This is a genomic window from Kribbella catacumbae DSM 19601 (assembly GCF_000372465.1).
Lineage (GTDB): Bacteria > Actinomycetota > Actinomycetes > Propionibacteriales > Kribbellaceae > Kribbella > Kribbella catacumbae.
In genome coordinates, this window is sequence record NZ_AQUZ01000071.1 from 1 (window position 1) to 26,913 (window position 26,913).

Annotated in this window: 24 protein-coding genes; 22 read left to right on the top strand and 2 right to left on the bottom strand. The window is 67.5% G+C overall.

Annotation, left to right across the window (positions count from 1 at the left end; all coding sequences use genetic code 11):
* The first annotated feature begins 179 nt into the window (after nucleotides 1–179).
* The 3 genes from A3ES_RS0140445 to A3ES_RS0140455 are packed head-to-tail and all read left to right on the top strand — an operon-like array spanning nucleotide 180 to nucleotide 5,834.
* Nucleotides 180–1,985 carry a glycoside hydrolase family 3 protein gene (locus A3ES_RS0140445; RefSeq protein ID WP_020392551.1) on the top strand — a complete coding sequence of 602 codons (1,806 nt, stop codon included), beginning with the start codon at nucleotides 180–182 and terminating at the stop codon, nucleotides 1,983–1,985.
* A 5-nt stretch (nucleotides 1,986–1,990) separates the two neighbouring features.
* On the top strand, nucleotides 1,991–4,540 hold the full coding sequence (locus tag A3ES_RS50155; protein ID WP_157631020.1) for a glycoside hydrolase family 3 N-terminal domain-containing protein: 2,550 nt from the start codon (nucleotides 1,991–1,993) through the stop codon (nucleotides 4,538–4,540).
* Between the two features lie 10 nt (nucleotides 4,541–4,550).
* Nucleotides 4,551–5,834: an exo-beta-N-acetylmuramidase NamZ family protein gene (locus tag A3ES_RS0140455; protein WP_020392553.1), complete on the top strand. Its 1,284-nt coding sequence runs from the start codon at nucleotides 4,551–4,553 to the stop codon at nucleotides 5,832–5,834.
* Between the two features lie 49 nt (nucleotides 5,835–5,883).
* On the opposite strand, the gene A3ES_RS0140460 is transcribed toward A3ES_RS0140455, so the two are convergent.
* Nucleotides 5,884–7,200 carry an ATP-binding protein gene (locus A3ES_RS0140460; protein WP_026163657.1) on the bottom strand — a complete coding sequence of 439 codons (1,317 nt, stop codon included), beginning with the start codon at nucleotides 7,198–7,200 and terminating at the stop codon, nucleotides 5,884–5,886.
* Between the two features lie 206 nt (nucleotides 7,201–7,406).
* Between A3ES_RS0140460 and A3ES_RS0140465 the strand changes: the two genes are divergently transcribed.
* The 6 genes from A3ES_RS0140465 to A3ES_RS0140490 all read left to right on the top strand — a co-directional run bounded on the left by A3ES_RS0140465 (nucleotide 7,407) and on the right by A3ES_RS0140490 (nucleotide 14,107).
* Entirely contained in the window at nucleotides 7,407–9,140 is a 1,734-nt protein-coding gene (locus A3ES_RS0140465; protein ID WP_020392555.1) for a serine hydrolase domain-containing protein, read from the top strand.
* 35 nt (nucleotides 9,141–9,175) lie between these two features.
* Nucleotides 9,176–10,078 (top strand): MurR/RpiR family transcriptional regulator, encoded by a 903-nt coding sequence (locus A3ES_RS0140470; RefSeq protein ID WP_026163658.1) that lies wholly within the window; start codon nucleotides 9,176–9,178, stop codon nucleotides 10,076–10,078.
* Between the two features lie 32 nt (nucleotides 10,079–10,110).
* The gene (murQ, locus tag A3ES_RS0140475; RefSeq protein WP_020392557.1) at nucleotides 10,111–11,004 is read left to right on the top strand and encodes an N-acetylmuramic acid 6-phosphate etherase; all 894 of its coding nucleotides are present in this window, start codon (nucleotides 10,111–10,113) and stop codon (nucleotides 11,002–11,004) included.
* Between the two features lie 47 nt (nucleotides 11,005–11,051).
* Complete coding sequence (locus tag A3ES_RS0140480; protein WP_020392558.1) at nucleotides 11,052–11,312, top strand: type II toxin-antitoxin system Phd/YefM family antitoxin; 261 nt, start codon at nucleotides 11,052–11,054, stop codon at nucleotides 11,310–11,312.
* A 42-nt stretch (nucleotides 11,313–11,354) separates the two neighbouring features.
* Nucleotides 11,355–12,353: a GNAT family N-acetyltransferase gene (locus A3ES_RS0140485; protein ID WP_026163659.1), complete on the top strand. Its 999-nt coding sequence runs from the start codon at nucleotides 11,355–11,357 to the stop codon at nucleotides 12,351–12,353.
* 392 nt (nucleotides 12,354–12,745) lie between these two features.
* A complete protein-coding gene (locus A3ES_RS0140490; protein WP_085955608.1) occupies nucleotides 12,746–14,107 on the top strand; it encodes a class I adenylate-forming enzyme family protein in 1,362 nt (453 codons plus the stop codon).
* Here A3ES_RS0140490 and A3ES_RS53175 read toward each other — a convergent pair.
* Nucleotides 14,038–14,664, bottom strand: coding sequence for a 4'-phosphopantetheinyl transferase family protein (locus A3ES_RS53175; protein WP_085955607.1), 627 nt, complete (start codon nucleotides 14,662–14,664; stop codon nucleotides 14,038–14,040). The two genes, A3ES_RS0140490 and A3ES_RS53175, sit on opposite strands and share 70 nt — an antisense overlap.
* Nucleotides 14,665–14,681: 17 nt before the next feature.
* On the opposite strand from A3ES_RS53175, the gene A3ES_RS0140500 reads away from it, so the two are divergent.
* Genes A3ES_RS0140500 through A3ES_RS0140560 form a run of 13 tightly spaced genes read left to right on the top strand, consistent with a single transcriptional unit; the run spans nucleotide 14,682 to nucleotide 26,913 of the window.
* Nucleotides 14,682–14,936, top strand: a complete 255-nt coding sequence (locus tag A3ES_RS0140500) for an acyl carrier protein (protein ID WP_020392562.1) — start codon at nucleotides 14,682–14,684, stop codon at nucleotides 14,934–14,936.
* The gene (locus A3ES_RS0140505) at nucleotides 14,936–15,166 is read left to right on the top strand and encodes an acyl carrier protein (protein WP_026163661.1); all 231 of its coding nucleotides are present in this window, start codon (nucleotides 14,936–14,938) and stop codon (nucleotides 15,164–15,166) included. The genes A3ES_RS0140500 and A3ES_RS0140505 overlap by 1 nt, the downstream gene beginning before the upstream one ends.
* The gene (locus tag A3ES_RS0140510) at nucleotides 15,159–16,190 is read left to right on the top strand and encodes a beta-ketoacyl-[acyl-carrier-protein] synthase family protein (RefSeq protein ID WP_020392564.1); all 1,032 of its coding nucleotides are present in this window, start codon (nucleotides 15,159–15,161) and stop codon (nucleotides 16,188–16,190) included. Before A3ES_RS0140505 ends, A3ES_RS0140510 begins: the two co-directional genes overlap by 8 nt.
* The gene (locus tag A3ES_RS0140515) at nucleotides 16,187–16,678 is read left to right on the top strand and encodes a beta-ketoacyl synthase chain length factor (RefSeq protein ID WP_020392565.1); all 492 of its coding nucleotides are present in this window, start codon (nucleotides 16,187–16,189) and stop codon (nucleotides 16,676–16,678) included. Before A3ES_RS0140510 ends, A3ES_RS0140515 begins: the two co-directional genes overlap by 4 nt.
* Nucleotides 16,675–18,273, top strand: a complete 1,599-nt coding sequence (locus A3ES_RS0140520; RefSeq protein WP_020392566.1) for a class I adenylate-forming enzyme family protein — start codon at nucleotides 16,675–16,677, stop codon at nucleotides 18,271–18,273. The genes A3ES_RS0140515 and A3ES_RS0140520 overlap by 4 nt, the downstream gene beginning before the upstream one ends.
* The gene (locus A3ES_RS0140525) at nucleotides 18,270–19,529 is read left to right on the top strand and encodes a beta-ketoacyl-[acyl-carrier-protein] synthase family protein (RefSeq protein WP_020392567.1); all 1,260 of its coding nucleotides are present in this window, start codon (nucleotides 18,270–18,272) and stop codon (nucleotides 19,527–19,529) included. Before A3ES_RS0140520 ends, A3ES_RS0140525 begins: the two co-directional genes overlap by 4 nt.
* Complete coding sequence (gene hppD, locus A3ES_RS50165) at nucleotides 19,529–20,602, top strand: 4-hydroxyphenylpyruvate dioxygenase (RefSeq protein WP_020392568.1); 1,074 nt, start codon at nucleotides 19,529–19,531, stop codon at nucleotides 20,600–20,602. The genes A3ES_RS0140525 and hppD overlap by 1 nt, the downstream gene beginning before the upstream one ends.
* Nucleotides 20,599–21,507, top strand: a complete 909-nt coding sequence (locus A3ES_RS0140535) for a phytanoyl-CoA dioxygenase family protein (protein ID WP_020392569.1) — start codon at nucleotides 20,599–20,601, stop codon at nucleotides 21,505–21,507. The genes hppD and A3ES_RS0140535 overlap by 4 nt, the downstream gene beginning before the upstream one ends.
* 14 nt (nucleotides 21,508–21,521) lie before the next feature.
* Nucleotides 21,522–22,319 carry a DUF3050 domain-containing protein gene (locus A3ES_RS0140540; RefSeq protein ID WP_020392570.1) on the top strand — a complete coding sequence of 266 codons (798 nt, stop codon included), beginning with the start codon at nucleotides 21,522–21,524 and terminating at the stop codon, nucleotides 22,317–22,319.
* 4 nt (nucleotides 22,320–22,323) lie between these two features.
* Nucleotides 22,324–23,271: a thiamine pyrophosphate-dependent dehydrogenase E1 component subunit alpha gene (locus A3ES_RS0140545; protein WP_020392571.1), complete on the top strand. Its 948-nt coding sequence runs from the start codon at nucleotides 22,324–22,326 to the stop codon at nucleotides 23,269–23,271.
* Nucleotides 23,271–24,242: an alpha-ketoacid dehydrogenase subunit beta gene (locus A3ES_RS0140550; RefSeq protein ID WP_020392572.1), complete on the top strand. Its 972-nt coding sequence runs from the start codon at nucleotides 23,271–23,273 to the stop codon at nucleotides 24,240–24,242. The genes A3ES_RS0140545 and A3ES_RS0140550 overlap by 1 nt, the downstream gene beginning before the upstream one ends.
* Entirely contained in the window at nucleotides 24,239–25,579 is a 1,341-nt protein-coding gene (locus A3ES_RS0140555; RefSeq protein ID WP_020392573.1) for an ATP-grasp domain-containing protein, read from the top strand. Before A3ES_RS0140550 ends, A3ES_RS0140555 begins: the two co-directional genes overlap by 4 nt.
* Nucleotides 25,579–26,913 (top strand): hypothetical protein, encoded by a 1,335-nt coding sequence (locus tag A3ES_RS0140560; protein WP_020392574.1) that lies wholly within the window; start codon nucleotides 25,579–25,581, stop codon nucleotides 26,911–26,913. Before A3ES_RS0140555 ends, A3ES_RS0140560 begins: the two co-directional genes overlap by 1 nt.

Consider the following 26,913-nt stretch of genomic DNA (forward strand, 5'->3'; position numbering starts at 1 on the left):
GGGCGGGAGCAGGCGACGGAGGAGCCTGCGTGGGGGAGGTTGTTCAAGCGATTGATCCGCGGGGTTGGTCATCGGGTGGTTGGATGAGGTGTGGGTTTCCTCTTGACCCCGCCTCGGGTCCGTGGGTAACTTTCGCGTGCGGGGGCACGGTTGTAATTCAATTACCTGAGGGGTCGGTCATGTCCGCCTTGCGCCGTTTTGCTGTTGCCAGCCTCGGTCTTGCGACCATCGCCTCGCTTGCGCCGGCTGTTGCTGTCAGTGCTCCACCACCCGAGCCGCAGTCCGCGGCGTTCACCAACCTGCAGCAGGCCAGCAAGGCTCTGCAGGGGATGACGCTCGAGGACAAGATCGGGCAGATGTTCGTGCTGTTCGCCTATGGGCCGGACGCGAGCAAGCCGGATGCGCGCAACACCACCCTGTACGGCGTGGCGACGCCGGCTGAGGTGATCGCGAAGTACAAGCCGGGTGGCTGGATCTACTTCAGCGCGCGCGGCAACGTCGAGAACCCGACCCAGCTGGCGACGTACTCCAACCAGCTCCAGCAAGCCGCTCTCAAGACCGGCCTGCGCGTGCCGCTGACCATCGCCACCGACCAGGAGCAGGGGGTGGTGGTCCGGATCGGCCCGCCTGCCACCCAGTTCGGCGGCAACATGGCCCACGGCGCGAGCCGGGACCTCAAGGACGCGCGGACCGCGGCCGGCATCACCGGGCGTGAGCTGAAGGCGATGGGCATCCGCCAGGACTACGCCCCGGTCGCCGACGTGAACGTCAACGCGCTCAACCCGGTGATCGGCGTCCGCTCGTTCTCCAGCGACCCGACGCTCGTCTCGGACATGACGGCCGCGCAGGTCAAGGGGTACCAGAACGACGCCGGCATCATGGCGACCGCGAAGCACTTCCCCGGCCACGGTGACACCCGCGACGACAGCCACACTTCGCTGCCGACGATCAACCACACCCTGGAGGAGTGGAACACGATCGACGCGCCGCCGTTCAAGGCCGCGATCAAGGCCGGCATCGACTCGATCATGACCGCGCACATCGTCGTACCGTCGCTCGACCCGTCGGGTGACCCGGCGACGCTGAGCAAGCCGATCCTGACCGGCGTACTGCGTGACCAGCTCGGCTTCAAGGGGCTCGTGATCACCGACGCGCTCGAGATGGCCGCGGTGCGGTCGAAGTACGGCGACGCCGAGGTGGCCGTCCGGGCGATCGAGGCCGGGGCCGACCAGTTGCTGCTGCCGCCGGCGCCGGACGTTCAGTTCAAGGCCGTCGTCGACGCGGTGAAGTCGGGCCGGATCAGCGAGCGTCAGGTCAACGAGAGCGTGCTGCGCGTCCTGTTGATGAAGCTCAAGAACGGCGCAATGTTCCACCCGTACGTCGACCCGGCCAAGATCGCCACGACAGTCGGTACGCCGGCCAGCCTGGCCACCGCGCAGAAGATCGTCGACAAGTCCGTCACGGTGGTCAAGAACGACACCAACACGCTCCCGCTGGCCAACACCCCGCGCAAGGTTCTCGTCACCGGCTGGGGAGTCACCACGACCCAGGCCCTGGCCAACAGTCTCGCCACCAGGGGTGCCACCACCACTGTGGCCCAGACGGGCGCGCAGCCCACCGACGCCGCGATCACGGACGCGGTGACGAAGGCGCAGGCCAACGACGTGACCGTGGTCCTCACCCAGAAGGCCTGGGACACCAGGGTCGTCGACCCGAATGCCAAGCAGCAGAAGCTCGTGAAGGACCTGCTCGCAACCGGCAAGACCGTGATCGTCGTGGCCGTCCGCGACCCGTACGACATCGCCTACTTCACCGCGGCGCCGACGTACGTGGCCACCTATGGTTTCGCGGCGGTCTCGATGGAGTCGCTCGCCAAGGTCCTGTACGGCGAGGTCAGCCCGGCCGGCAAGCTCCCGGTCGACATCCCGGTGGCGGGGCAGCCCGCCACGCCGCTCTACAAGTTCGGCCACGGACTGACCTGGTGACTCCGATGGAGTTCTCCCGCAGACAAACCCTGGGTCTCGCCGCCGCAGCCGTAGCCGGTACTACGGTCGCAGCGACGGGCCCGGCGCAAGCCGCCAGCAGCAGGTGGGTCCGCGACACCCTGCGCAGTATGACGCTGGAGCAGAAGGTCGGCCAGCTGTTCGTCTGCTACGCCTACGGGCCGACGGCGGACACGGCCGACCCCCGCAACACGAGCCTGTACGGCGTAGCGACTCCGGCCGAGGTGGTTCGCAAGTACCACCTCGGTGGCGTCATCTACTTCGCCTGGACCGACTCGGTCAAGGACCCGCTGCAGATCGCCAGACTCTCCAACGGCCTGCAGGCGGCAGCCCTTGAAAACAAGGGTATTCCGTTGCAGATCAGTACCGACCAGGAGCACGGTGTGGTGTTCCGGGTCGGTCCTCCCGCCACCCAGTTCCCCGGAGCGATGGCGCTCGGTTCCACCAGGTCGGCCGCCTTCGCCCGGACCGCTGGTGGCATCGGCGGCCGCGAACTCAAGGCCGTCGGTGTCACCACCGACTTCGCGCCGGTCGCCGACGTCAACGTCAACCCGCTCAACCCGGTGATCGGCGTCCGCTCCTTCTCCAGCGACCCCGAGCTCGTCGCGCAACTGACGGCCGCCCAGGTCAAGGGCTACCAGCGCGACGGTGGGATCGTCTCGACCGCCAAACACTTCCCGGGCCACGGCGACACCGCGACCGACAGCCATACCGGCATCCCGGTGATCAACCACACCCGCGAGCAGTGGAACGCGATCGACCGGCCGCCGTTCGAGGCAGCGATCAAGGCCGGCATCGACTCGATCATGACCGCGCACATCGTCGTACCGGCGCTGGATCCGTCCGGTGATCCGGCGACCCTGAGCAGGCCGATCATGACAGGCATCCTGCGTGAGGAGCTCCGGTTCGACGGCGTGGTGATCACCGACTCGCTCGGCATGAAGGGTGTCCGCGACAAGTACGGCGATGCCGAGATCCCACTCAGGGCACTCGAAGCCGGCGTCGACCAGCTCCTGATGCCGGTCCAGCCCGACCTCGCCTACAACTCCGTCCTGCAAGCGGTGCGGAGCGGACGGATCAGCGAGCAGCGGATCGACCAGAGCGTCGAGCGGATCCTCAAGCTCAAGCTGAAGACCGGAGTAGTCGACCGCCCGTACGTCGACGTCGCCCGCGTCACCAAGGTCGTCGGTACTCCGGCCAACTACGCCATGGCTCAGCACATCGCCGACCACACCACCACCCTGCTCAAGAACGAAGCCGGCCTGCTCCCGCTCTCACCGGCACCTCGCAAGGTGCTCATCGCCGGCTACACCCCGACCGTGCTCGGTACTGCGCTCCAGCAGCGCGGTGCGATCACGACCGTCAAGGACACCGGCGCGACCCCGACAGACGCCAAGATCGACGACGCCCTCGCCGCGGCTCAGCAGGCCGACCTGACCGTCGTCCTCACGATGAAGGCTTGGGACACCGAGGTCACCGACAAGCAAGCCAAACAGCAGAAGCTCGTCAACGGACTGCTCGCCACCGGCCGCCCGGTCATCGTCGTCGCCGTCCGAGACCCGTACGACGTCGCCTACTTCCCCACGGCCGGCACCACCCTGGCGACGTACTCGTATGCCGCCGTCTCGATGAAGGCCCTGGCCAAAGTCCTGTACGGCGAACTCGCACCCACCGGCAAGCTCCCCGTCGACATCCCGACCGCGGCCGATCCCACGAAGGTGCTGCACCCGTTCGGCCACGGTCTCGAGCTCTCGAACGAGACCCGCCTGACGGTAGCGTCGTACAACATCCACGCGGGTGCGGGCGAGGACAACGTCTTCGACCTGGAACGCACTGCGCAGGCGATCAAGGCGCTGAACGCGGACATCATCGGACTCCAAGAGGTGGACGTGGCGTGGGGTGCCCGCAGCGAGTGGCGCGACACCATCGCGGAGCTCGCGGAGAAGCTCGGCATGCACCTCGCGTTCGCGCCGATCTACGACCTCGACCCGCCCGCCGCCAGCCGGCCGCGCCGGCAGTACGGCGTGGGCGTGCTCTCGCGCTTCCCGGTGCAGCGGTCCGAGAATCACGAGATCACCAGGCTCTCCACCCAGGACCCGAATCCGGTGCCCGCACCGATGCCGGGGTTCCTGGAAGCCGAGGTGGAGGTGCGAGGCCGCCGTCTGCACGTGTACGTCACCCACCTCGACTACCGCGCCGACCCGGCGGTTCGGCTGGCGCAGGTCGAGGACACCGTGAAGATCCTCGCCCGGGACCGCAAGAAGGACCTGCAGCTCCTGGTCGGCGACTTCAACGCCGAACACGAAGCGCCCGAACTCGCCAAGCTCTGGCGCCGCCTCGATGACGGCTGGCTGGTTGCTACGGCCACCACTGGCAGCCCGTCGACGTACCCGGCGGTGGCCCCGGTGAAGCGGATCGACTTCGTTGCCGTGGGCACTGGTTTCCGCGTCGACCATGCCGCCGTCCCCGCGAGTCCCGGCACAACCGAGGCCAGCGACCACCGCCCGATCGTCACCGACCTGTACTTCAAGCCCTGAGGGAGAACCGATGAAGCGCCGCAGTCTGCTGGCCGGTGCGGGTGCACTCGCTGCCGCACCGCTGATCGACGTCCAGGCGGCTGCTGCCGCTGAACCCACCAAGCGCAAGGGAATCAAGACCGGCGCGCAGGTGCTGGCCGATGACGGCTGGAAGGCGCTGGCCGGCCAGAAGGTCGGGGTGTTCAGCAACCCGACCGGCATCCTCAACGACCTGAGCCACGTCGTCGACACCATGCACGCGTCCGGCAAGGTCAACGTGGTCGCGGTGTTCGGCCCCGAGCACGGGTTCCGCGGAAGCGCACAGGCCGGCGGTTCCGAGAACGACCACGTCGACCCGCGGACCGGGATCATGGTCTACGACGCGTACGGCGCCAACGCGGCCAAGCTCGCCACGCTCTACCAGAAGTCCGGTGTGGAGACCGTCGTCTTCGACATCCAGGACGTCGGCGCGCGCTTCTACACCTACATCTGGTCGATGTACGAGGCGATGGTGGCCGCCGCCAACACCGGCAAGAAGTTCGTGGTGCTGGACCGCCCGAACCCGGTCGGCGGCTACGCCCGCGGCCCGATGCTCAAGCCCGGCTACACCTCGGGTGTCGGCAAGGAAGAGATCATTCAGCAGCACGGCATGACCGTCGGCGAGCTGGCCCGGCTGTTCAACGCCGAGTACCTCGCCCTCGATACCGGTGGCCCGGTGGTCCAGGACCTCCAGGTGATCAAGGTGAAGGGCTGGAAGCGGGACCAGTTGTTCGCCGAGACCGGCCTGCCCTGGGTGATGCCGAGCCCGAACATGCCGACGCCGGACACCGCCCTGCTCTACCCGGGCACGTGCCTGTTCGAGGCCACCAACTTCTCCGAGGGCCGCGGCACGACCCGGCCGTTCGAGCTGATCGGCGCGCCGTACATCGACTACCGCTGGGCCGAGGCGCTGCGGACGAAGAACGTGCCGGGGATCGAGTTCCGCGAGGCGTACTTCACCCCGTTCATCAGCAAGAACGCCAACCTGCTGTGTGGCGGGGTGCAGCTGCACATCACCGACCCGCATCGGGTCGATCCGATCCTGGCAGCGACCCACATGATGATCGAGGCCAAGCGGCTGTACCCGCAGTTCGCCTGGCGGGCCGAGAACCCGCCCGGCCGGTGGATCGACCTACTGACCGGCTCGGACCGGTTCCGGACGATGTTCACCGCGGGTGCGTCGGCCGAGGAGATCGTCGCGGCCTGGCAGCCGGAGACCCGGGCCTGGACCGCGCGCCGCGCGAAGTACCTGCTGTACAAGGGAGATCACCGGTGAAGTGAGCGACTACCGGTCTCGCCGACGCCAGACGACGTCGGCGAGACCGCTACTGCCAGGCTCGGACCAGGTCGTCGGGGCCCCACTGCGCGGCGAGTGGCAAACCATCCTCGACACCGCAGCGGGACACGGCGACAAGCGGCGTGTCCAAGTCGGTGCCAGGTACGGCAAGCACGTCCCGGGCCATGGCCTGGTAGTCGCGTCCGCTGAACTGCTGGGATTCCAGCCACTTGATCGACCCGACGAAGTGCACCGCACTCGCCACGGGTTCGCGGTCGGCTCCAACCAGGTCGAGCTCCGGGTTGTTCTGTCGGTTCCACCAGCCACCCACCGCCTCGGTTTGCGGCCACCGCTCGTCGGGCAGTAGCCGGAGCAGCGATTCGCGGATGATCGGCTCGACGGCACGACCGCGCCAGGTCGTCCATGACCGCTCGATGCGTTCCAGCGCCAGGTCGCCGCGGCCGCGCTCGATGAGCGGGATCCCCCGCTGCAAGAAGGCCAGCCAGAATCGAAGATACGGATCAGCGACGCGATAACGCTTGTTCTTGCTATCGGCCTTGGCGGACAGAGGTAGGTCAGCGGCTAGAACCTGCTTGGACAGTAGCGTGTTCAAGAGCGGAGACAGCGTCCCGGACGGCATCGCACCTGCGCCACCAGTTTGCGCGGCGACGCTGGAGAAAGTTCGCTCGCCGGCACCAACTGCTTCCAGCACCCCGCGCGAGTGAGAGGCCTCAGGAAACTCTCCTAGCAACGAAAGTTCGCCTGCCACCAACAGTGGTGAGAGCGGGTTGCTGGCAGCGTCCCGGAGGAACTCTGTACGGCTCATCCCCGGCCGCCACGACTGGACGATCTCCGGGAAGCCTCCGGTAATCAGCAGGGCGTCCACTGCGTCCGCAGCATCCGTACCCGTCATAGCCTGCACGTCGGCTAGATGTAGGGGCCGCACGGTCATCTTTGCAGCCCGCCCGAAGAAGGGGCGGCCAGAGGACTGCAGCGACTCCATCACTGACAAGTCGCTGCCGACCAGAATGAGCAGGACAGGCTTGGCCGACAGGTGCCGATCCCAGATCGTCTGCAGCGCGCCTTCGAACTCGACATCCCGCTCCACCAGCCACGGCACCTCGTCGATTACCGCGATACTCGGCGCATCGTCCGGAAGTGCGATAGCGAGGGAGCGCAGTGCTTGGCTCCAGTCGCCGGCCTGGAGCCCGGCTATCAACTCTGCTCCAGGGAGGGCGGAGGTTGACAACGTTGAGGTGAAGTCCGCCCGTTCTGCCACCGGATTACGTCCCCTGGTCGCTTGGAACACGACGTAGGGCAGACCGGAACGGTCGCAGAACTCCTGAACCAGGCGCGACTTACCCACCCGGCGCCGCCCTGCCGTTGAACCTCATCAGGACCGGCTCCACGCTTGGTAAAGGTAGATTCAATCTTACGTTGATTGAATCCTACTTAGATACCAGCTTGCTTCAGGTGGGCCCAGTGGCGAGAGGCCTTGACCGCGCCCTCAGGGGTGGGTAACTTTCCTGGGTGGTGGACTATGTCGCAATTTAGTTACCTGAAGGGTCGGTCATGCTCGCCCCAAGCCGCTTCGCGCTCGTCGCGACCATCATGATTGTCGCCGTGACCCCAGTAGCAGCCGTTGCCAACGGCAACCATCAGGCCGGAAGCTTCGACCGCCCGTACGACGGCTATGCGCAAAAGTCGACGCTGCTCCGCGACTCGACTCCGGCGAAGGCCGGTCTCGACCCCGCGCCGATCGACACCGCGCTCACCCAGGTGGAGGGCTGGACGAAGCCGACCGGCACCGTCAAACCCCTGTACGCCGGTGCTGTCACGCTGCTCGGCCACGACGGCAAGGTGGTCACCCGCAAGGCGACCGGCCTGGCGGTCAAGTACGCCGATGGCAACGGCACCGAGTTGCCTGCCGACCAGCAGATCCCGATGCGTACCGACACCATCTTCGACATGGCCTCGGTCTCGAAGCTGTTCACCTCGATCGTGGTGATGCAGCAGGTCGAGAAGGGCAAGGTCGGCCTGGACACCCCGATCGCGACCTACGTGCCGGAGTTCGCCGAGAACGGCAAGGCCGCGATCACCGTCCGGCAAGCGCTCACCCACACGACCGGGCTGCCCGCGTTCCTGCCGCTGTGGAGCAGTCAGCCGACGCCCGAGCTGCGCATGCAGGCAGCGCTGACGGCGAAGCTGAAGAACCCGCCGGGCGGCACCTATCTCTACAGCGACTTGAACCTGATCGCCCTGGGCGAGCTGGCGCACCGGGTCAGCGGCAAGCCGCTGGACAAGCTTGTCGCCGACGGCATCACCAAGCCGCTGCAGATGCGCGACACCGGTTACAACCCGGACGAGAAGAAGAAGCCGCGGATCGCCGCGACGGAGTACCAGGCGTCACCCCCGCGCGGGATGGTCTGGGGTTCGGTGCACGACGAGAACGCCTGGTCGCTCAACGGCGTCGCCGGGCACGCCGGCGTCTTCTCGACCGCGGATGATCTGGCCGTGCTGGCGCAGACGTTCCTCAACGGCGGCAGCTATCGCGGCGCGCGGATCCTGAAGACGGACTCCGTCACCGCGATGATCACCAACTTCAACCAGGCCTTCCCGGGCAACGACCACGGACTCGGGTTCGAGCTGAACCAGCGCTGGTACATGGGCGGCTTGTCCGGACCCCGTACCGCGGGCCACACGGGCTACACGGGGACGTCGGTCGTCATCGACTTCGACTCGCGGTCGTTCGCGATCCTGCTGAGCAACCGGGTCCACCCGAGTCGCAGCTGGGGCAGCAACAACCCTGCCCGCAGGGCCGTAGTACAAGGGCTGGCGCTGTCTTTGGGTGTTGGGCCTAGGCACGGCAAGGATGCGTGGTTCTCCGGGACCACGGACGCCAGTACGACGACGCTCGCGGCCAAGGTCGCCGTACCGGCTGCCGGGGCGAAGGTGTCGTTCGACCTGTTCGTGGACACCGAGGACTCGGATCTGCTGTATCTGGAGAGTTCCGTGGACGGGACCACCTGGACCAAGGTGCCCTTCACGGTTCAGGACCGCGGGACGGTGATCGACACCGACGGCACGATCAGCGGGTCCGGTGACCGGCACTGGCACCAGGCGACCTCGGATCTTGGCGCCGGTGACCAGACGTTGCGGTGGCGCTACACGTCCGACCCGCTCTACCAGGGCCGGGGCGTTTATGTAGATAGCGTGAAGATCTCCTCGGGCCGTCAGGTACTTTTCGACGGAGAACGAACGCCTGAATCATTTGTCGCTTCTGGTTGGAGACTTTCGCGTCGGTGACCCCGCTCGGTGCTTAATCGCCGTACGGTGGCGTCATGACTTCAGTTACCTCTCCAGAACCCACGGGGCCGCTGCTGGTCCGGGTCCGCGCGGTGATGCCTGCGCTGGCGCCGGCCGAGCAGCGGGTGGCGAACGCGGTCCTCGCCGACCCGGGCGGAGTGGCGGCGATGACGATCTCCGAACTGGCCGAGGTGGCATCCACCTCGGAGACCACGGTCATCCGGTTCTGCAAGCAGATCGGCGTCCCCGGCTATCCGCAGCTCCGCCTGCAGTTGGCGGCTCAGTCGGCTACGGAGAACATCCGGCCAGAGGTGGGCGGTGACATCGAGCCGGGGGACTCCCTGGCCGATGTCGTCGGCAAGGTCGCGTTCGCGGACGAACGGGCGGTCCGCGAGACCGCTCAGCAGCTCGATGTGGAGGCCCTGAGCAAGGTCGTCGCCGCGGTCGCCAAGGCGCCGCGGGTGGACCTGTACGGCACCGCCGCGAGCTCCTTCGTCGCGCTCGACCTGCAGCAGAAGCTGCACCGGATCCGCCGGGTCGCGTTCGCCTGGTCGGACGTGCATGTCGCGCTGACGAGTGCCGCGCTGCTCGGTGAGGGCGATGTCGCGATCGGCATCTCCCACACCGGTACGACGGTCGAGGTCGTCGAGGCGCTCGAGGAGGCCGCCAAGCACGGCGCCACCACGGTCGCCATCACGAACTTTCCCCGCTCGCCGCTGGCCCGGACCGCAGATCTTGTGCTCACCACGGCCGCTCGCGAGACGACTTATCGCTCCGGCGCGATGTCGAGCCGGATCGCCCAGCTGATGGTGATCGACTGCCTGTTCATCGGGGTGGCGCAGTCGGTGATGCCGGACGCGCGGAAGGCGCTGGAGGAGACCGCGATCGCGGTTCGCGGGCATCGACTGAAGAGTTCTGTCAATGATCAACAGAATTGAAAATCCTTCAGTAGGAAACTAACATCGTAGCTGTGATCACACCCACGGAGCAGCGCAACCCCAGGACGCTCGCGATCGATGCGGTGGGCACCACCGAGATCCTCCGGATGGTCAACGCGGAGGACGCCAGAGTCGCCGGTGCGGTCGGTGCCGTGATCCCAGAACTGGCTCGCGCGGTGGATGCCGCCGTCGAAGCCGTCCGCAACGGCGGGCGGGTGCACTACTTCGGCGCCGGCACCTCCGGCCGCCTGGCGGTCCTCGACGCGGCCGAACTGCTGCCGACCTTCCATGCCCCCGACGACCTGGTGGTCGCGCACCACGCGGGCGGCATGGAGGCGCTCCTGCGCGCTGTCGAGAACGTCGAGGACTCCGAGGAAGGCGGCGCCGCCGACGCGGCCGCTGTGACGTCTCGTGACATCGTGATCGGCCTCGCGGCCTCAGGCAGTACGCCGTACGTCGCGGGCGCTCTGCGGGCCGCTCGTGCCGTCGGTGCGATCACTGCCCTGGTCACGTCCAACCCGTCGGCGCCGTTGGCTCCGCTGGCCGACATCGTGATCGCGGCGGACACCGGGCCCGAAGTGATCGCGGGCTCCACCCGGCTGAAGGCCGGGACCGCGCAGAAGATGATCCTGAACAGCTTCTCGACCACGCTGATGATCAAACTCGGCCGGACCTGGTCGAACCTGATGGTCGACATGGTCGCGACGAACCAGAAACTCCGCGGCCGGATGCTGCGGATCCTGGCCGAGGCCACCGGCGCGGACGCCGAGGCCTGCGCGACCGCCCTGGCCGACGCCGACGGCGAGCTCAAGCCCGCCCTGGTGCACCTCCTCACGGGCAGTCCGGTCGGCGAGGCCCGCGTGGCTCTGGCGGAAGCCGGCGGCCGGGTCGCCATCGCGCTCGGAAAACTCAGCGCCCCTGCATAGGATGTGATCTGGACTGTCTAGACAGAATGGCGCCATTGGGAGGTTCCATGAGCTGGCAGGTTCAGGAAGCGAAACAACGCTTCAGCGAGGTGCTCCGCGCCGTGGAAAGCGACGGGCCGCAGGCTATTACGCGCCATGGTGAGAAGGTTGCCGTCGTCATCGACATTGCCGAGTACCGCAGGCTGACCGGCGGTAACCATGACTTCGCCGCCCATCTGATGGCCTTCCCCACGATCGAGACCATGCCAGGGGACGCCGACGTGTTCGACGAGATCGCGGCCGAACGCGAACGGGATCAGCACTCTTAAACCGTTGGCTCTCGCGCTCGCCGGGTCCCTACAGTCAGACGGGTGAGCATAGAGCGCACCGACCCGCGGGACCCGGCAGCATTCGACGAGTGGTACGACGTCATGGAGGCCGGCGCGACAGCCGGCCGTGAGTTTGCCGTCGTCTGGACCCGCGAGGAGATGCGGGCCGGCATACTGCGCGAGTCGCCGTACTGGGGCAAGGAAATGTGGGCCGTTCGGGACGAGACCGGGAAGATCGCCGGAGTCCTGTGGGTCGAGCTGCCGCTGCAGGACAACCCGAGCCTCATCACGGTGGACATCAACGTCCCGCCGGAGCGGCGTCGGCAGGGGTACGGGTCCGCGCTGGTCAGAGTGGCCGGGGACAGAGCGGCGTACCACGGCCGCACGGTCGTCCATAGCGAGGTGACTGCCCCGCTCGGTGGTGTGGCGGCCGGTCAGGCCTTCGCACGGGCCAACGGACTGACGGTGGCCAACGTCGAGATGCACCGGATTCTCGAGCTGCCACTCGAGCAGGTCTTCCTCGAGAAGCTGGCCGCCGAGGTCGCTGAGCATCACCGCGGCTATCGCCTCGTCTCCTGGCAGGACCGCTGCCCAGACGAACTGGTCGACGCATATGCGGCCCTCGAGAGCACGTTCATGACAGAGTCGCCACAGGGTGAGCTGGAGGTGGAGGCCGAGGTCTGGGACGCGGACCGGGTGCGTTCCAGGGAGGAGCATGCCCGCGCGCAGGGCCGCACTGGCTGGGCTACCGTCGCCATCGCGCCGGACGGCACGCTGGCCGGGAACACTGAGCTTTACCTGTCCAGTCATGACCCGGTCAACGCCTTTCAGTCGGGGACGCTGGTGGCGCCGGCGCATCGTGGGCACCGGCTCGGGCTGGCGCTGAAGGTCCGCAACCATCTCGAACTGCAGCGCAGCCACTCCGAGCGGCTGGTCGTGCACACCTGGAACGCCGAGCAGAACACCGCGATGAACGCGGTCAACGAACGGCTCGGGTTCCGGCCGGTCGAGCAGAGCGAGGAGTGGCAGCGCAGAATCTGAAAAAATTCTGCCGGTGCCGATCCGGAACAGGTCGGCAAACAGTTCTTTGAATTCCGCGCGGGGAACCCTTCGCGAGTTTGCTTTTGAACGTAACAGCTAACCGGTGGTATTTGGCTGACCGGTTTGCGCGCTGGCCGGGTGTTTGATTTCTGGCGGCTTCGAAACGGAGCAGCATCGCTGATCCGGCGGCGAAAGAAAAGCGATCCGGACCACGTCGCGAAGGGTAGCGAACTCATCACTTTCGGTCCATAGCGGGACCGCGTAATCGTGTCGTATCGTCACGTCATCGCCAGGCCTTGGTGGGGGACTGGTGCTCTGAATCCTTTGTGTTCAAGGCGAACTTCGGAGCTCGGATGACCATGGACGGTACTGTCGTGGTGCCCGGAACCACTATGGGTGCCCAATGGGTCGATGACGTGTTGCTGACCGGTGCGGCCGGCGACATCTGTTTCAGACTCCCCACTCCAATTGATCGCGGAATGCTGCGCCGGCTGGTCCGGGACAGGCAGTCCGAATTGGCGGCATCGGGTTTGCGCCCGGGTGGTGCCGCCGCATTGCGATTACCGCCGTCAATGGCATTCGTTACCCATTTGCTGGCGATCTGGCGTAGCGGTGGGCAAGCGATCCTGCTGGATCACCGGCTGACCGACTACGAGGTACGCCGGGCGATCGAGCGGCTGGTGCCGCAGGTGGTGGTATCGCCGGACGGGCCGGTCGTGTCGGGTCTGCGCACGTTCGTGGAGATCGACACCGACGTGGCCAGCTACTCGGGTCACACCGCGAACACCGCGCACGCCGTCGTCCAGCTCAGCTCGGGGTCGACCGGGCCTTCGAAGGTGATCGGGCGGACCGTCGAGGACCTGGTCGAGGAGGTACTGCGGTACACGCAGCTCGAGGGCGTGCCGCTCCGGGGCGAGCGGGTGATCCTGCTGCCGTCGATGGTGCACGTGCTCGGTCTGGTGGGCGGGCTGATGTACGGCCTGCACGCCGGTGTCGAGCTGGTCCCACCCGCGCGGCTGACCGGTGACGCCATCGTCCAGGCGATCGCGAGCGGCAAGAGCCCGGCGACCGTGCTCGGGGTGCCGTTCCACCTCGGGCTGCTCGCCTCGGTCAAGGAGCCGCCGCCGCTGCCGCAGTTCAAGCGGATGACGACGGGTGGCGAGCTGGTGCCGGCCGCGATCTCAGCTGCCTTCGAGGACAAGTACGGCGTACCGCTGGGCAACATGTACGGGATGACCGAGGTCGGGGTGATCGGGACCGACCTGTTCGGCGCGCACCGGCCGGCGATCCGCCCGGCGCCCGGCATCGAAGTACGGGCTGTGGATGGTGAGCTGCATATCCGGCGGCCGGAGTCGCCGTACCTGGGACTGTCCGATCCGGGTCGCTGGGCCGACGGCTGGTTGCGGACCAAGGACGCCGGTGTCGTCGACCCGGAGACCGGGCTGGTGTCGATCAAGGGCCGGCTGGACTCGCAGGTGTCGGTCGGCGGGCTGAAGGTCGACCTGACCGAGGTGGAGTACACGCTCGGCACGTTGCGGGGTGTGGAGGCCGCGGTCGTCGTCCACGACGGCTCTATCGCCGCCTATGTCCAGCTGAACGAAAACCGCGACGTCGCTCGCATCGAGGGCGACCTGGCGCAGCTGCTGGCGTCGTACAAACGCCCGCGCAGTGTCCGGGTGCTCGATCAGCTGCCTCGCACGACCACCGGAAAACTCGTCCGGGACACCGCAGTACTCCGCAAAGCAGCACCGTGATGCTCAGAGACCTCGATGGTCCGGACGCCCGTCGGTACTACAACAGCCAGCACCGCGTCGGCCCGAACCGGAACATGCGCCAAGGTGAGCTGCGGCTCGGACGGAACGGGTCCGCCGGGCAGAGCCAGCTCCCGGCGCAACCCAGAGTTCCGGAGGCCGGTGCCGAGGGCCTTGCCTACCGCTTCCTTCGCAGTCCAGAGGTGCAGGAAAGCCTCGAGTTCTTCGGGCTGGCCGGCCATCCAGGTGAGTTCGGCGGGGGCGAACCAGCGGTGGGCCAGGGCGGTGATGTCCCGGGGGTAGCGGTCCTCGAGGTCTACGCCGACTGGGCCCGACAGGCTGGCGGCGACGGCGACGAGCCGCCGGCTGTGGCTGATGCTCACCCAGAGCGGGTCGACGTGGGGACCGCCGGCGGCGTCGTGGCGCAGTACCGGGGTGCCTTCGAGCAGGGTGCCGGCGAGGTCGAGGAGCAGGGCGTGGGCCGCCGATCGGTGGTCGCGTTCGGCGGGGTTCAGCCAGACGTGCACGGGAGCCAGATCGGTGCCCGGACGCTGATTCACAGGAAGAAGGTATCCCGATGAGGGAAGAGGTTCGCGAGTTCGTCCTCGCACAGCTGCAGGACATGAACTACGACGTCGAGGGGATCGACGACGAGACCACGCTCGGCCCGGCCGGTGTCGACCTGGAGTCGCTCGCGCTGGCCGACCTGTCGGTCCGGGTCGAGGACCGGTTCGGCGTGCGGTTCTCCGACGACGAGTCCGAGGAGCTGGCCCTGATGACGGTGGGCGAGTTCACCACCGCGGTGGCCGGCCGGGTAGCGCAGCAGGTCTGATGAGCTTCCCTCCGCCCGGGAGAGCCGAGATCGTGGACTGGCTGGCAGCGCTGGGTGACCGCCCGGCTGGTGAGGTCCGCGAACGGATCGACTCGATGGAACTGGCCTGGCTGGCTCATCAGGTCGAGCAGCGTTACGAGCTGGAACTCGACGATGACCAGCTGGACCGGATCAGGACCATCGACGACGCCGTCCGCGTGCTCGCGGAAGCGCTCAAGAGCCATGTCTGACCAGCGGATCTCCATCACCGGGCTGTCCGTCCTGAGCGCACTCGGCCGTGGTGCCGAGGCGCAACTGGCGGCAGCCCTGCCCGGCGCCCCGGCCTTCACCGACGTCCGGCGGTTCGACACCAGCAACCGCCGGGTCAGCAGGGCAGCGACGCTCGCCGATGTGCGGTCGCTGGAAGAGGAGTTGCTTGACGCCGTCACCGAGGCCTGTGCCGAAGCTGGTCTGACGGTGGCACAACGAGCCACAACCCCTTTGTTTCTTGCGGTTCACGGCCGCTCTGGCGTCCGCGCCCTGGCCTCCAGAGCGGCTCGCATCTACACCAGCGCCTGCGTCTCAGCCAGCACTGCGGTCGCTGACGCGGCCGCGCTGATCCGCCGCGGGTACGCCGACCGAATCGTCGTCGCGGCCGGCTATTTGGTCGAGTCGGACCAATTCGCGTTGTTCGATGCCGGCCGGGCGTTGTCGTCGGACGGAGTCGTCAGGCCGTTCAGCCTTGACCGTAAGGGCTTGCTGCTCGGCGACGGCGTGGCAGCCATCGTGCTGCAGCGTGGCGAGGGCCTGGCGGAGATCGTCGGTTGGGGAAGGGCGGGCGACGGCTATCACCCGTGTCAGCCGGCTCCCGACGGACACGGTCTGGAGGCAGCGATCCAGGCCGCGCTGCGGAAGGCGGACCTCCCGCCGGAGGTGGTCGGCTACATCAACGCCAACGCGACCGGGACCGGGTTCAGCGACGCATCCGAGGCTGCGGCGATCAGGACCGTGTTCCACAGCGACGTACCGGTCAGCTCGACGAAAGCCGTGCATGGGCACGCGCTGGAGGCATCTGGGCTGCTGGAGCTGATATTGACCGTGCAGGCCTTGCGTGAGGGGAAGCTCCCGGTCAACGCGGGTTTCACGACGCGTGATCCCGAGTGCGACCTGGATCTGATCCTGGATGCGCCCCGGCCCGCGACAGCGCAGTACGGGCTGACTTTGAATGCCGCGTTCGGCGGCGCCAACACGGCCTTGCTGGTGCGTGCTGGATGAACCAAGTATCCGGAATCTGGCCGCAGCCGGGTGACGACGTAGCGGCAGGTCCTCCGTCACTGCCCGGCTTCGTCGCGTCATCGTTCAGCCCACTGGTGGCTGTCGTGGCCGATCGTTGCCTGCAGCCCGTGTACGGCGAACCGCCTGCCCCAGCACGGACTGCGGTCGTACTGGTCACCCGGACCGGCGACCGGGTCAGCGCGGAGCACGTTCGACAGACGGTTGCCGATGGCAAGCGAGTCGGCCCGCTCTACTTCTTTCAGTCGGTCCCGAACAGCGTGGCCGGCTATGTCGCGGCCCGGTGGGGCCTGCAAGGACCGGTCGTCTGCCTCAGCCCCACCAGTGAGGCACGCACGACCGGGCTGGACCAGGCAGCACTGCTGATCGCGGACGGCGACGCGGACCAGGTCCTCGTCGTGCTTGTGGAACAGGCGGCCACCGGCGGCACCGCCGAGGCCATGCTGGTGAGTGGGGGAGATGCGTTGTGAAGAGTTTGAGAGCCCAACTGGCCGCCGACCCGGCGATCGGCGCCGGCAACATACTGGCGACGGTGATCGCGCACGGCGCTGACCTGGCCGGTCCGGGGCTGACGTTCGACACGGCGGTCGATCAGTTCCCGGCCGAACATCCGCTCACCTTGGGCGAACTCGACGACCGGGTCCAGGCACGTACTTCGTGGCTGCGCGACCAGGGCATCGGCCGGCGGGATGTCATCGCGATCTGGGCGACCGAGGCCGCCGACATCGTGCTGAGCTTCCTGGCGCTCACTCGCGTCGGGGCGATCCCCGCGCTGATGAACGGCAAGATGGCGCCCTCCATCGCGGAGGAGTACATCCGCAGGCTGCGCGTGACCGGCGTACTGGCTGATGCCGAGCACAGAGAACTGTTGCGTGAGGCACCGATCCTCGGTGAGCCGCAGGAACTCGGCAGCGGCGATCCGGCCAAGGCGCCGGAGCACTACCGGCATCATCCGGACGACCCGATCGCGATCACCCACACCTCCGGTACGACCGGCGTGCCGAAGGCGGTGATGCACACCCACACGACTTTGTACGCCGCGCTGAAGCACCTGCTCACGATGCCGCAGGCGCAGGGCACGGACCGGATTCTCAATGCGCTTCCGATCCCGCACACCGCGACGATCCTGATGGTCAACCAGGTGCTCGGCAACCGCGCCGAGATGCTGCTGCTGTCCAGCCAGGACGCGCCGACGGTCCTGCGGCAGATCGAACGGTGGAAACCGCACGGTGTCTACGGGTTCGCAGTCACCTGGGCGGGACTGGCGCGGGAGGACTTGAGCGTCCACGATCTCGACTCGGTGCGGATGTGGTTCAACACCGGCGACTGCGCGCACGAGCCGCACATCCGCAAACTCGTTGCCGTCGGCACCCGTGAGACGGTCACCCGCGAGGGTCGTACGACGGTGCGTGGCTCGCACTTCGTCGACGGGCTCGGGTCGAGCGAGATGGGGCACAACGGGTTCCACATCACCCACACGATCGACAGCGAGCACTACGGCCGGTGCATCGGCAAGCCGTACCAGTTCGCTGAAGCAACCGTGCTCGACTCGGCCGGCGAGGAGCTCCCGCCGGGCAAGGTCGGGTTGCTCGGCTTCAGGTCGCCGAGCGTTTCACCGGGGTACTGGAACGACTCGGTCAACACCTACAAGTTCCGTCTGAACGGCTGGTTCCTGACCGGCGACCTGGTCTATCGCGACGAGACCGGCCACTACTTCCACCTGGACCGTGTCCCCGACGCCGTCGCCGGCTTCGACGGTCCGCAGCTCTACACGTCGATGTCCGAGGAACGCATCCTCGCCGCGCTTCCCGAAGTACAGGACTGCACGGTGATCATCGTCCAGGAAGACGGCAGCTTCGTGACCGACATCTTGCTGGAACTCCCCGCGAACGCCGCTCCGATCAAAGACCGGGACGAGCGGATCCTCCAAGCCGTCGGCCAAGAGGTCGCCGTCACCCTGCGCCGGATCAGCGTGGTCGGCGAGGACGAGGTGCCGGTCACCGTCACCGGCAAGGTCCGCAAGGTCGCACTCCGCCAAGAGCGCTTGTCCGGGGTCTCGTCATGACTGCCGTGACGATCACCGGGATGGGGCTGATGACGCCCGTGGGCCGTGGAGTAGAGGACGTCTTCGGCGCCCTGCTGCACGGGAAGTCGGGCATCAGCCGGCCACCGGCTGACCACCCGGTGGCGAACTCGGTTGAGCTGGCAGGCTTCTTGCCTGCTTTCGATGCCGGGGCGATCGCGAGTGGGCCGGACGGCAAGGTGATGGATCGGACGGTGATCCTTGCTCAGCTGACTGCTCAGGACGCACTGGCCGATGCGGGACTGGTGGTCGGCAAGAACGTCGAAGCTGACCGCATCGGCGTGATCATCGGCGGCGTCGGCGGGATGGCGACGCTGGAGAATCAGGTACTTGCCCGGGCCGAGCGCGGGCGCGCGGCGGTCAGCCCTTATCTGCTGACCGGCATCCTGCCGAACATGCCCGCGGCCCGGGTCGCCATCCGGTTCGGCATCCGCGGTTACACCTCGTCAGTCGGTACTGCGTGCGCATCCGGCGCGCAGGCGATCGCGGACGGCGTACGGCTGATTCGCAGTGGTGAAGCGGATGTGGTGATCTGCGGAGCCAGCGAGGCGCCGCTGTTCCCGACCTTCGCGGAGACCTTCGCCAATGCCCGCGCGCTCGCGCGGAACTGGGACGACCCGACCGAGGCGAGTCGCCCGTTCGACCTGCGCAGGAATGGGTTCGTGCTGTCGGAGGGAGCAGCACTGCTCGTCCTGGAGAGCACCGAGCATGCGACTGCGCGCGGCGCTCGCGGGTACGCCGATGTCGCGGGGTACGGCGTGAACGCGGACGCGCACCACCCGACCGCGCCGCGTCCGGACGGTACCGGAGCCGCCGCCTGCATGGGGAAGGCCTTTGCCAGCGGCAACGTTTCGCCCGAGCAGGTCGGCTATGTCAACGCGCACGGCACGAGCACCAAGCTCGGTGATGCCGCGGAGTCCGTGGCGATCGGCCTTGCGTTCAGGGGATCCGGGCCGGCCGTGAGTTCCACGAAGGCGCTGACGGGTCACATGCTCGGCACCTCCGGGGTGGTGGAGGCCGCCGCGAGTGCCTTGGCGGTGGCGACCGGCCTGGTGCCGCCGACGTACAACCTCGATGACCCCGATCCGGCCTGTCCGCTGGATCACGTCCGCAAGGAGCCGCGCGAGGCGCGGCCGCAGTACGCGCTGTCGAACTCGTTCGGCTTCGGCGGCCAGAACGTCAGCCTGCTGTTCGGACCTCCGAGCACAGAGATCAAGAGTGAGGGGAAGGTCTGGTGATGGAGATCTACGGGATCGACCACGTGGAGCTGTACGTGGGCGACGCCAAGCAGGCGGCGTTCTACCTGGCACACGCCTTCGGCCTGCAGGTGCACGGGCAGGGCGGACCGGAGACGGGCCTGGCCGACCAGCGCTCGCTGTTGCTGCGGGAGAGCGCCGTACAGATCGTGTTGACCTCGGGGCTGGCCTCCACCCACCCCGCTGCCGCGTACGTCCAGCGACACGGCGACGGCGTCGCCGTGGTGGGCCTGGAGGTCGACAACGCCTCGGTGGCCTACACCGAGTTGCTTGCCCGGGGCGCCGAGTCGGTGGCCGAGCCGGTGACCTACACCGACGGGCAGGAGACCACCGTGGTGATCGCGGAGGTCGCCGGTTTCGGTGACGTGATCCACCGGCTGGTCGAGCGGCACGGGCCGCGGCGGGAGTTCCTGCCAGGCGCCATCCAGATCACCGAGCCGTCGAAGGGCCCGGACGAGAAGCTGTTCAGCGAGATCGACCACCTGGCCATCTGTGTACCGTCCGGCCAGCTGAAGCCGACCGTGGAGTTCTACGAAAACGTCTTCGGCTTCTTGCCGATCTTCGACGAATACATCGAGGTGGCCGGCCAGGGGATGGAGTCGACCGTCGTCCAGAGCCCGTCGAAGCACGTCACCTTCACACTGATCGAGCCCGACCCGAACCGCCGGCCGGGACAGATCAACGACTTCCTCAGCTGGCACGCGGGCGCCGGCGTCCAGCACATCGCCTTGCGGACCAGCGACATCGTCGAGGCGGTGAGCACGCTGAAGGAGCGTGGCGTCAACTTCCTCGCCTCGCCCTCGGCGTACTACCGGGCGCTGCCGGATCGCGTCGGTGAGGTCGAGACGCCGATCGAGGCGCTGGAGGAGCTCGGCATCCTGGTCGACCGCGACCACTGGGGACAGCTGCTGCAGATCTTCACCGAGTCGATGCACGTCCGGCGGACGTTGTTCCTGGAGATCATCGAACGGCGCGGAGCGATGACGTTCGGCAGCGGCAACATCAAGGCCCTGTACGAGGCCAAGGAGCGCGAACTGCAGGGGGTCGAGGTATGAGCGGGCTGGAATTCACCTTGTCGGCCGAGGAGATCGAGCTGCTTCCGTCGGACGAAGACGTTGCCTTCTACCACGAGCACGGCTGGTACCTGTCCAAGAAGCTGCTCACCGACGACGAGACCGACGAACTGGTCAACGCCAGCGAGCGGTACTACGCCGGCGAGCGCGACCGGAACCTTCCGGTGGCGCCGCCGAAGCTCGCGTACTGGGACCCGTCCAAGGGCGATGTCCAGCGGCACAACGACTACGTGCACTACGAGCACGACGGCCTCGCGAAGATCCTCAGGAAGCCGCTGATCGGTGCGGTCGCCGCGCGGCTCGCACAGGTCGACGAGATCCGGATCTTCCAGTCCACCCTGATCTACAAGCCACCGATCGAGGGCGAGCCGTCGAACATCGTGCCCTGGCACTTCGACAAGCACTACTGGTCGTCCTCGTCGTCGGACCGGATGCTGACCGCGTTCATCCCGTTCCACGACTGCCCGCCGGAGATGGGCACGATCACGATGGTCGACGGCAGTCACCGGTGGAAGGAGATCGGCGCGGACGACACCGTCGTCCGGCACTTCGCCGACCGGGACAAGTCGCAGCTGGACCAGATGCTCGCGGAGAACGCCGAGTTCAACGGGGTCGAGGTGGTCAAGCTGCCGATCACGATCCCTCGCGGCCATATGAACTTCCACCACTGCCGGACGTACCACGGCAGCGGAGCCAACGTCAGTGACCGCCCTCGCCGGGCGACCTCGCTGCACCTGCAGGACGGCGGCAACTCCTACCGGGAGTTCCCGCTCTCCGACGGCACCCTCGCGGCGTACAACCACGACGCGCTGGTCCGCCGGACCCCGGACGGCACGCCTGACTACGCCGACCCGGACTTCTGCCCCACTCTCTGGGCCGACCGCTAACAAGGAGAAGCAACATGTCACGTTACGACTGGGGTCAGACCCACCCGGGCATCGAGCAGCTGGAGAAGGCCGTCAGCGCCGCGCGCGACAAGGTCGTGCAGCACCCGCTCTACGCCAACCTGGACACGCACGAGTCGCTCGTCACCTTCATGGAGCACCACGTCTTCGCCGTCTGGGACTTCATGTCGCTGCTCAAGTCGCTGCAGCGCGAACTGACCTGCGTCACGGTGCCGTGGATCCCGACCGCGCACACCGGCAGCCGCCGGCTGATCAACGACATCGTGATGGTGGAGGAGAGCGACGAGCTCGAGGTCGACGGGCAGGCCGGCTTCATCAGCCATTTCGAGCTGTACGTCAACGGTATGAAGGAGGCCGGTGCCGACACGACCCCGATCGAGAAGCTGGTCGACCTGCTCCGCGGTGGCGCCCCGGTGGTCGAGTCGCTCGCGGCGGCCGGCGTACCGCAGGCTTCGATCGACTTCGCCGGTACGACCTGGAGCATCATCGAGAGCGCGCCCGTGCATTGCCAGGCGGCCGCGTTCGCGTTCGGCCGGGAGGACCTGATCCCGGACATGTTCACCCAGGTCGTCGCGGTGAACGAGCGCTCCAAGAAGCTCAACACGTTCGTCGACTACCTGGAGCGCCACATCGAGGTGGACGGCGAGTTCCACACGCCGATGGCGATGCAGATGGTCGCCGACCTGTGCGGTGACGACCAGGCGAAGTGGGACGCGTGCGCGGACACCATCAACACCGCGCTGGCCGCTCGCGCCCGGCTGTGGGACTCGATCCTCGCCGCGATCAAGGGCTGACCTGATGACCGTCGATCTCTACCGGACCGTGCGGCTGATCCGCCGCTTCGAGGAGCGCGCGATCGAGTTCGTCCGGTCCGGCGAGATCGTCGGCGGCATCCACCCGTACGTCGGTCAGGAGGCGATCGCCGCCGGAGTGTGCGCCGCGTTGCGGGCCGACGACCTGATCACCAGCACGCACCGGGGACACGGGCACGTCCTGGCCAAGGGGGTGAACCCGGCCCGGATGTTCGCCGAGCTGATGGGCCGGGAGTCGGGGCTGAACAAAGGTCGCGGCGGCTCGATGCACGCGGCCGACTTCGGCCTGGGCATCCTGGGCGCGAACGCCATCGTCGGTGCTGCCGGCTCGATCGCTACCGGAGCCGCTTGGGCGCAGCGCCGACTCGGCCGGTCGAGCGTCGCGGTGACCTTCTTCGGTGACGGCGCGGTCAACGAGGGAATGTTGCTGGAGGCCTTCAACCTGGCCGCGCTCTGGCGCGTACCGGTGCTGTTCGTCTGCGAGAACAACGGCTACGCCACCACGATGCCGGTGGACTCAGCGGTCGCGGGCAGCATCACCGGCCGGGCGAAGGCGTTCGGCATCCCGGCCTTCACGATCGACGGCCAGGATCCGGAGAAGGTGCTGGCAGCAACGACCGCCGCGGTCGACCGGGCCCGGGCCGGTAAGGGCCCGACGTTTTTGGAGTGCACGACGTACCGGTTCGATGCGCATCACACCTTCGAGCACCGGGCGCGGCTCAACTACCGCACGGCCGAGGAACTGGCCGCTGGATGGTCGCGGGACCCCGTGGAGATCCAGGGCGCACGGCTGACTGCGGGGGATCGGGCAGCCGTCGATGCCGAGGTGGAGGCGCTGCTCGACGCGGCGGCGGGGATCGCGCTGGGAAGCGCTCATCCCGATCCGGCTGCGGCTCTTCAGTACCTGTACGCGTCGCCGGAGGTGTTTCACTGATGCCCAAACTGTCCTATTTGAAGGCTCTCAACCGCGCACTGGGTGATGAACTCGAGGCCGACGAGCGAGTGTTCGTGCTCGGCGAGGACATCCGGGCCGCCGCTTCCAACCTGACTGCAGGGCTGTTCAGCCGGTTCGGTCCGGAGCGGGTGCTCGACACTCCGCTGTCGGAGCAGGCGTTCACCAACTTCGCGACCGGCGCGGCGCTGGCCGGGCTCCGGCCGGTGATCGAGTTCCAGATCCCGTCGCTGCTCTTCCTCGTCTTCGAGCAGATCGCGAACCAGGCGCACAAGTTCTCGCTGATGTCCGGCGGCCAGTGCAAGGTGCCGGTCACGTACGTCGTACCGGGGTCGGGGTCGCGGACCGGGTGGGCCGGGCAGCACTCCGACCATCCCTACAGCCTGTTCGCGCATGTCGGGGTGAAGACGGTGGTGCCGTCGACTCCGGCGGATGCGTATGGGCTGCTGCTATCGGCGATCCGCGATGACGATCCGGTCGTGGTGTTCGCGCCGGCGGGAGCGCTCGGTTTCCGTGAGGATGTCGACTTCTCGACCTTGGCGCCGGTACCGCTCGGCGTCGGCCGGGTTGCGCGGGCCGGCTCCGACGTCACAGTTGTTGCCTTGGGCCACCTTGTCCAGGATGCGCTCGCCGTGGCTGATGAGCTGGCCGGTGAGGCGTCGATCGAGGTGTTCGATCCGCGCACGGTCTATCCGCTCGACGTCGAGGGTCTCGCTGCGTCGGTCGCGCGGACCAGGCGGTTGGTGGTGATCGACGACTCGAATCGGACCAGCGGGTTCGCGGCCGAAGTACTGGCTGTGGCTGCTGAGCGGTTCGACTTGGCCGCGCCGCCGCGTCGGGTCACTCGACCTGACGGAGCTGTGTTGCCGTTCGCGCTGGCGCTCGATCGTGCTGTCCAGCCTGGGCGAGACGACTTGGTCGCGGCCATCCGCGGCGTACTGGAGGAGAAGTGAGACCATCCGCCGCGGAGCTCTGGCCGGTGCTGCCTGAAGCTGTTCGCGAGAAGTTGCTTGCCTACGGCCACAAGTATTGGCAACAGGTCTACGACGACGTCGCGCTGCAGAACCAGAACTGGATCCCGCTCCGTTCGCCGGTCGGGACGCATGCCGGGGCCGCCGAGATGAACCGCATCACGGCTCGTGTGTCGCAGCTCGTGCTCGACACATGCCGTCGCCGGGCGCGGACCGCGGGTGAGCTGCGCGCGGTACTGGGGGTTCCGGATGACCGGATCCAGTTGATCGATGACAGCGAGCCGCTGACCGGCCGGTTGATCAACGCGATCCGCTCGGACCTGCTGCTGGAACGCGGGGTGCCGCGGATGGTCGAGTGCAACGTCGAGAGCGCGCTGGGCGGAGTACTGGACGCCGATGGCGTGATCAAGCGGTGGATGGAGGTCTACCGGGAGGAGCCGATGTTCACCGCGATGGATGCCGCTGCTGCGCCGTCGGCGGTCGACGGCCGCTTCGACGCGATCCGGGCCGATGTCGGGCCGGGCAAGGTCACCGGGATGATCTACACCTCGGAGGGCGGCTACCCCGGCGCGCACGATGCGGCGTACATGATCAACCGGCTGCGGCCCTTCGCCGACCGGGGCCGGGAGCTGGGGGTCGACCTGCTCGTCTACCCGGTCGAGTGGCTCGCGCTGGACGCGGACGGTCGGCTGAAGGCCGGCGACCGGACGCTCGACGCGGTCTGGCGGATGTTCGTGCCGACGTTCGTCAGCGACTCCGGCGGGATGGCGGCGCTGCACGCGGCGAATGCGGCCGGGACCTTCCGGATGTACCTGCCGACGGCTGTCTGGTTGTTGAGCAACAAGACGATCTTCGCCTGGTTGTGGGATGACGTCGAACAACTGCCGGCCGAGGATGCGGAGATCGTCCGCGCGCACATCCCGCGGACGTGGATCTATCGACCCGAGCTGCGGCAGCGGGCGATCGACGAGCGCGAACGGCTCGTGTTCAAGCCGACTGACGACTACGGCGGCCATGGCGTCTTCATCGGCCCACTCACCTCACCGGAGGACTGGCTCGCGGCGATCGACGGCGCGGAGGGCCCGCACATCATCCAGGAGCTGATCGAGGCCGACCCGCTGACGATGCAGTTCCTCAAACCGGAGACGGGCGAGGTGGTCGAGGCCGACGTCTCGTACTGCGTGTCGACGTACCTGTTCGACCGGATCCCGGCAGGTGTCTTCACCCGCTTCTCGCCGCCCGGTGCGGGCGGGGTGGTGAACCTGACCCAAGGCGCGCTGACCGGCGGCCTGTTGCTCGTGACCATGGGGGAGAGCTGATGGACCCGTTCCTCGACTACTGGGACAGGTTGCCGCAAGCAACCAAAGACCAGGTGATCGCGGCCGGCCGGGAGGACTGGAAGAAGGTCTTCAGCGGCGTGCTGACCTTCAACAGGTCCTGGCGTCCGCTCCGGCCGGTGATGATCCACCAGCGCGTGTACGACGAGCTCGGGCTGGTGATGGATCGGCTGCTGCAACTGCTCCTGGAGACCGGGATGCGGCGGGCCAGGACGGCCGGCGAGCTCCGCAAGCTGCTCGGCACGCCGGACGGGCTGATCGAGTACCTCGACGACGACGAAGTACTCGGCGAGCAGCTGATCCAGTCGGGCAGGCCGGACATCCTGATCAGCGGCGGCGTACCGAAGTTCGTCGAGTTCAACATCGGCAGCGAGGCCGGTTGCGTCTGGGACACCGAACGCGTCTCGACCCGCTTCCTGACGATGTTCGCCGACCACAAGATCCCGGTGCGGGTCGACGCGCCACCGTCGCCGGTCGACGGCCGCTACCGGGCGATCATCGACCTGCTCGGGTTGCAGCCAGGGGACCGGCTGACGACCGTACTGCGGACCGAGGGCGAGTACCCGGGCAGCGACAACATCGCCGCCATCGTGCGTTCGCTGGACTCGTTCGTCGAGCGCGGCGCGGCGATGGGGATCGATGGCGACGTCGCGCCGCTGCTCTGGCTCGATGCGGACGAGAACGGTGAGCTGGTCAACCAGGGCAGGCGGGTGGATGCCGTCTTCCGGTTGTTCGTCTGCACCGACATGCCGCAGATCCCTGGCCAGGCGGCGCTCAAGGCCGCGGTCGAGTCGGGCAGGACCAAGCTCTTCACCTCGTCGGCGAGCTGGCTGCTGGCGAACAAGCTCGTGCTCGCCTGGCTGTGGGAGGACCTCGAGCTGCTGTCGCCCGAGGATCAGGAGCTCGTGCGTCAGCACGTCCCGTGGAGTCGGCTGGTGACCGCCTCGATGCTGGACGACGCCCTCGCGCGGCGGGCCTCGCTGGTGCTCAAGCCGGCTGACGAGTACGGCGGTGCCGGCGTACTGGTTGGGCATGAGACCGACCCAGAGGCTTGGCGGGAAGGGCTGGAGGAGGCCGTTCGGCGGGGCGGGTTCCTGTTGCAGGACTACGTGCGGCCGGATCGGCTGTCGATGGACTTCGTCAACATCGAGACCGGCGACCAGCTGGCCGCTGAGGTGCCGTACTCAGTCGGGCCGTACACATTCGGGCGGAAGACCTTCGGGTGCTTCCTGCGGGTTGGTTGCCATGAGCAAGGTGAGGTGCTGAACCTCAAGCGGGCTATCCATGTCACCGGTCCGCTGTTGGTGACTGACTGA

Bases quoted from the DNA above. Each gene is read 5' to 3' on its own strand.
- A3ES_RS0140455 (WP_020392553.1), top strand. From the start codon at position 4,551: ATGAAGCGCCGCAGTCTGCTGGCCGGTGCGGGTGCACTCGCTGCCGCA.
- A3ES_RS0140465 (WP_020392555.1), top strand. From the start codon at position 7,407: ATGCTCGCCCCAAGCCGCTTCGCGCTCGTCGCGACCATCATGATTGTC.
- A3ES_RS50155 (WP_157631020.1), top strand. From the start codon at position 1,991: ATGGAGTTCTCCCGCAGACAAACCCTGGGTCTCGCCGCCGCAGCCGTA.
- A3ES_RS0140550 (WP_020392572.1), top strand. From the start codon at position 23,271: ATGCCCAAACTGTCCTATTTGAAGGCTCTCAACCGCGCACTGGGTGAT.
- A3ES_RS0140480 (WP_020392558.1), top strand. From the start codon at position 11,052: ATGAGCTGGCAGGTTCAGGAAGCGAAACAACGCTTCAGCGAGGTGCTC.
- A3ES_RS0140515 (WP_020392565.1), top strand. From the start codon at position 16,187: ATGAACCAAGTATCCGGAATCTGGCCGCAGCCGGGTGACGACGTAGCG.
- A3ES_RS0140535 (WP_020392569.1), top strand. From the start codon at position 20,599: ATGAGCGGGCTGGAATTCACCTTGTCGGCCGAGGAGATCGAGCTGCTT.
- A3ES_RS0140560 (WP_020392574.1), top strand. From the start codon at position 25,579: ATGGACCCGTTCCTCGACTACTGGGACAGGTTGCCGCAAGCAACCAAA.
- A3ES_RS0140505 (WP_026163661.1), top strand. From the start codon at position 14,936: ATGAGCTTCCCTCCGCCCGGGAGAGCCGAGATCGTGGACTGGCTGGCA.
- A3ES_RS0140545 (WP_020392571.1), top strand. From the start codon at position 22,324: ATGACCGTCGATCTCTACCGGACCGTGCGGCTGATCCGCCGCTTCGAG.
- A3ES_RS0140445 (WP_020392551.1), top strand. From the start codon at position 180: ATGTCCGCCTTGCGCCGTTTTGCTGTTGCCAGCCTCGGTCTTGCGACC.
- A3ES_RS0140525 (WP_020392567.1), top strand. From the start codon at position 18,270: ATGACTGCCGTGACGATCACCGGGATGGGGCTGATGACGCCCGTGGGC.
- A3ES_RS0140510 (WP_020392564.1), top strand. From the start codon at position 15,159: ATGTCTGACCAGCGGATCTCCATCACCGGGCTGTCCGTCCTGAGCGCA.
- A3ES_RS0140500 (WP_020392562.1), top strand. From the start codon at position 14,682: ATGAGGGAAGAGGTTCGCGAGTTCGTCCTCGCACAGCTGCAGGACATG.
- A3ES_RS0140470 (WP_026163658.1), top strand. From the start codon at position 9,176: ATGACTTCAGTTACCTCTCCAGAACCCACGGGGCCGCTGCTGGTCCGG.
- A3ES_RS0140540 (WP_020392570.1), top strand. From the start codon at position 21,522: ATGTCACGTTACGACTGGGGTCAGACCCACCCGGGCATCGAGCAGCTG.
- A3ES_RS0140490 (WP_085955608.1), top strand. From the start codon at position 12,746: ATGGGTGCCCAATGGGTCGATGACGTGTTGCTGACCGGTGCGGCCGGC.
- hppD (WP_020392568.1), top strand. From the start codon at position 19,529: ATGGAGATCTACGGGATCGACCACGTGGAGCTGTACGTGGGCGACGCC.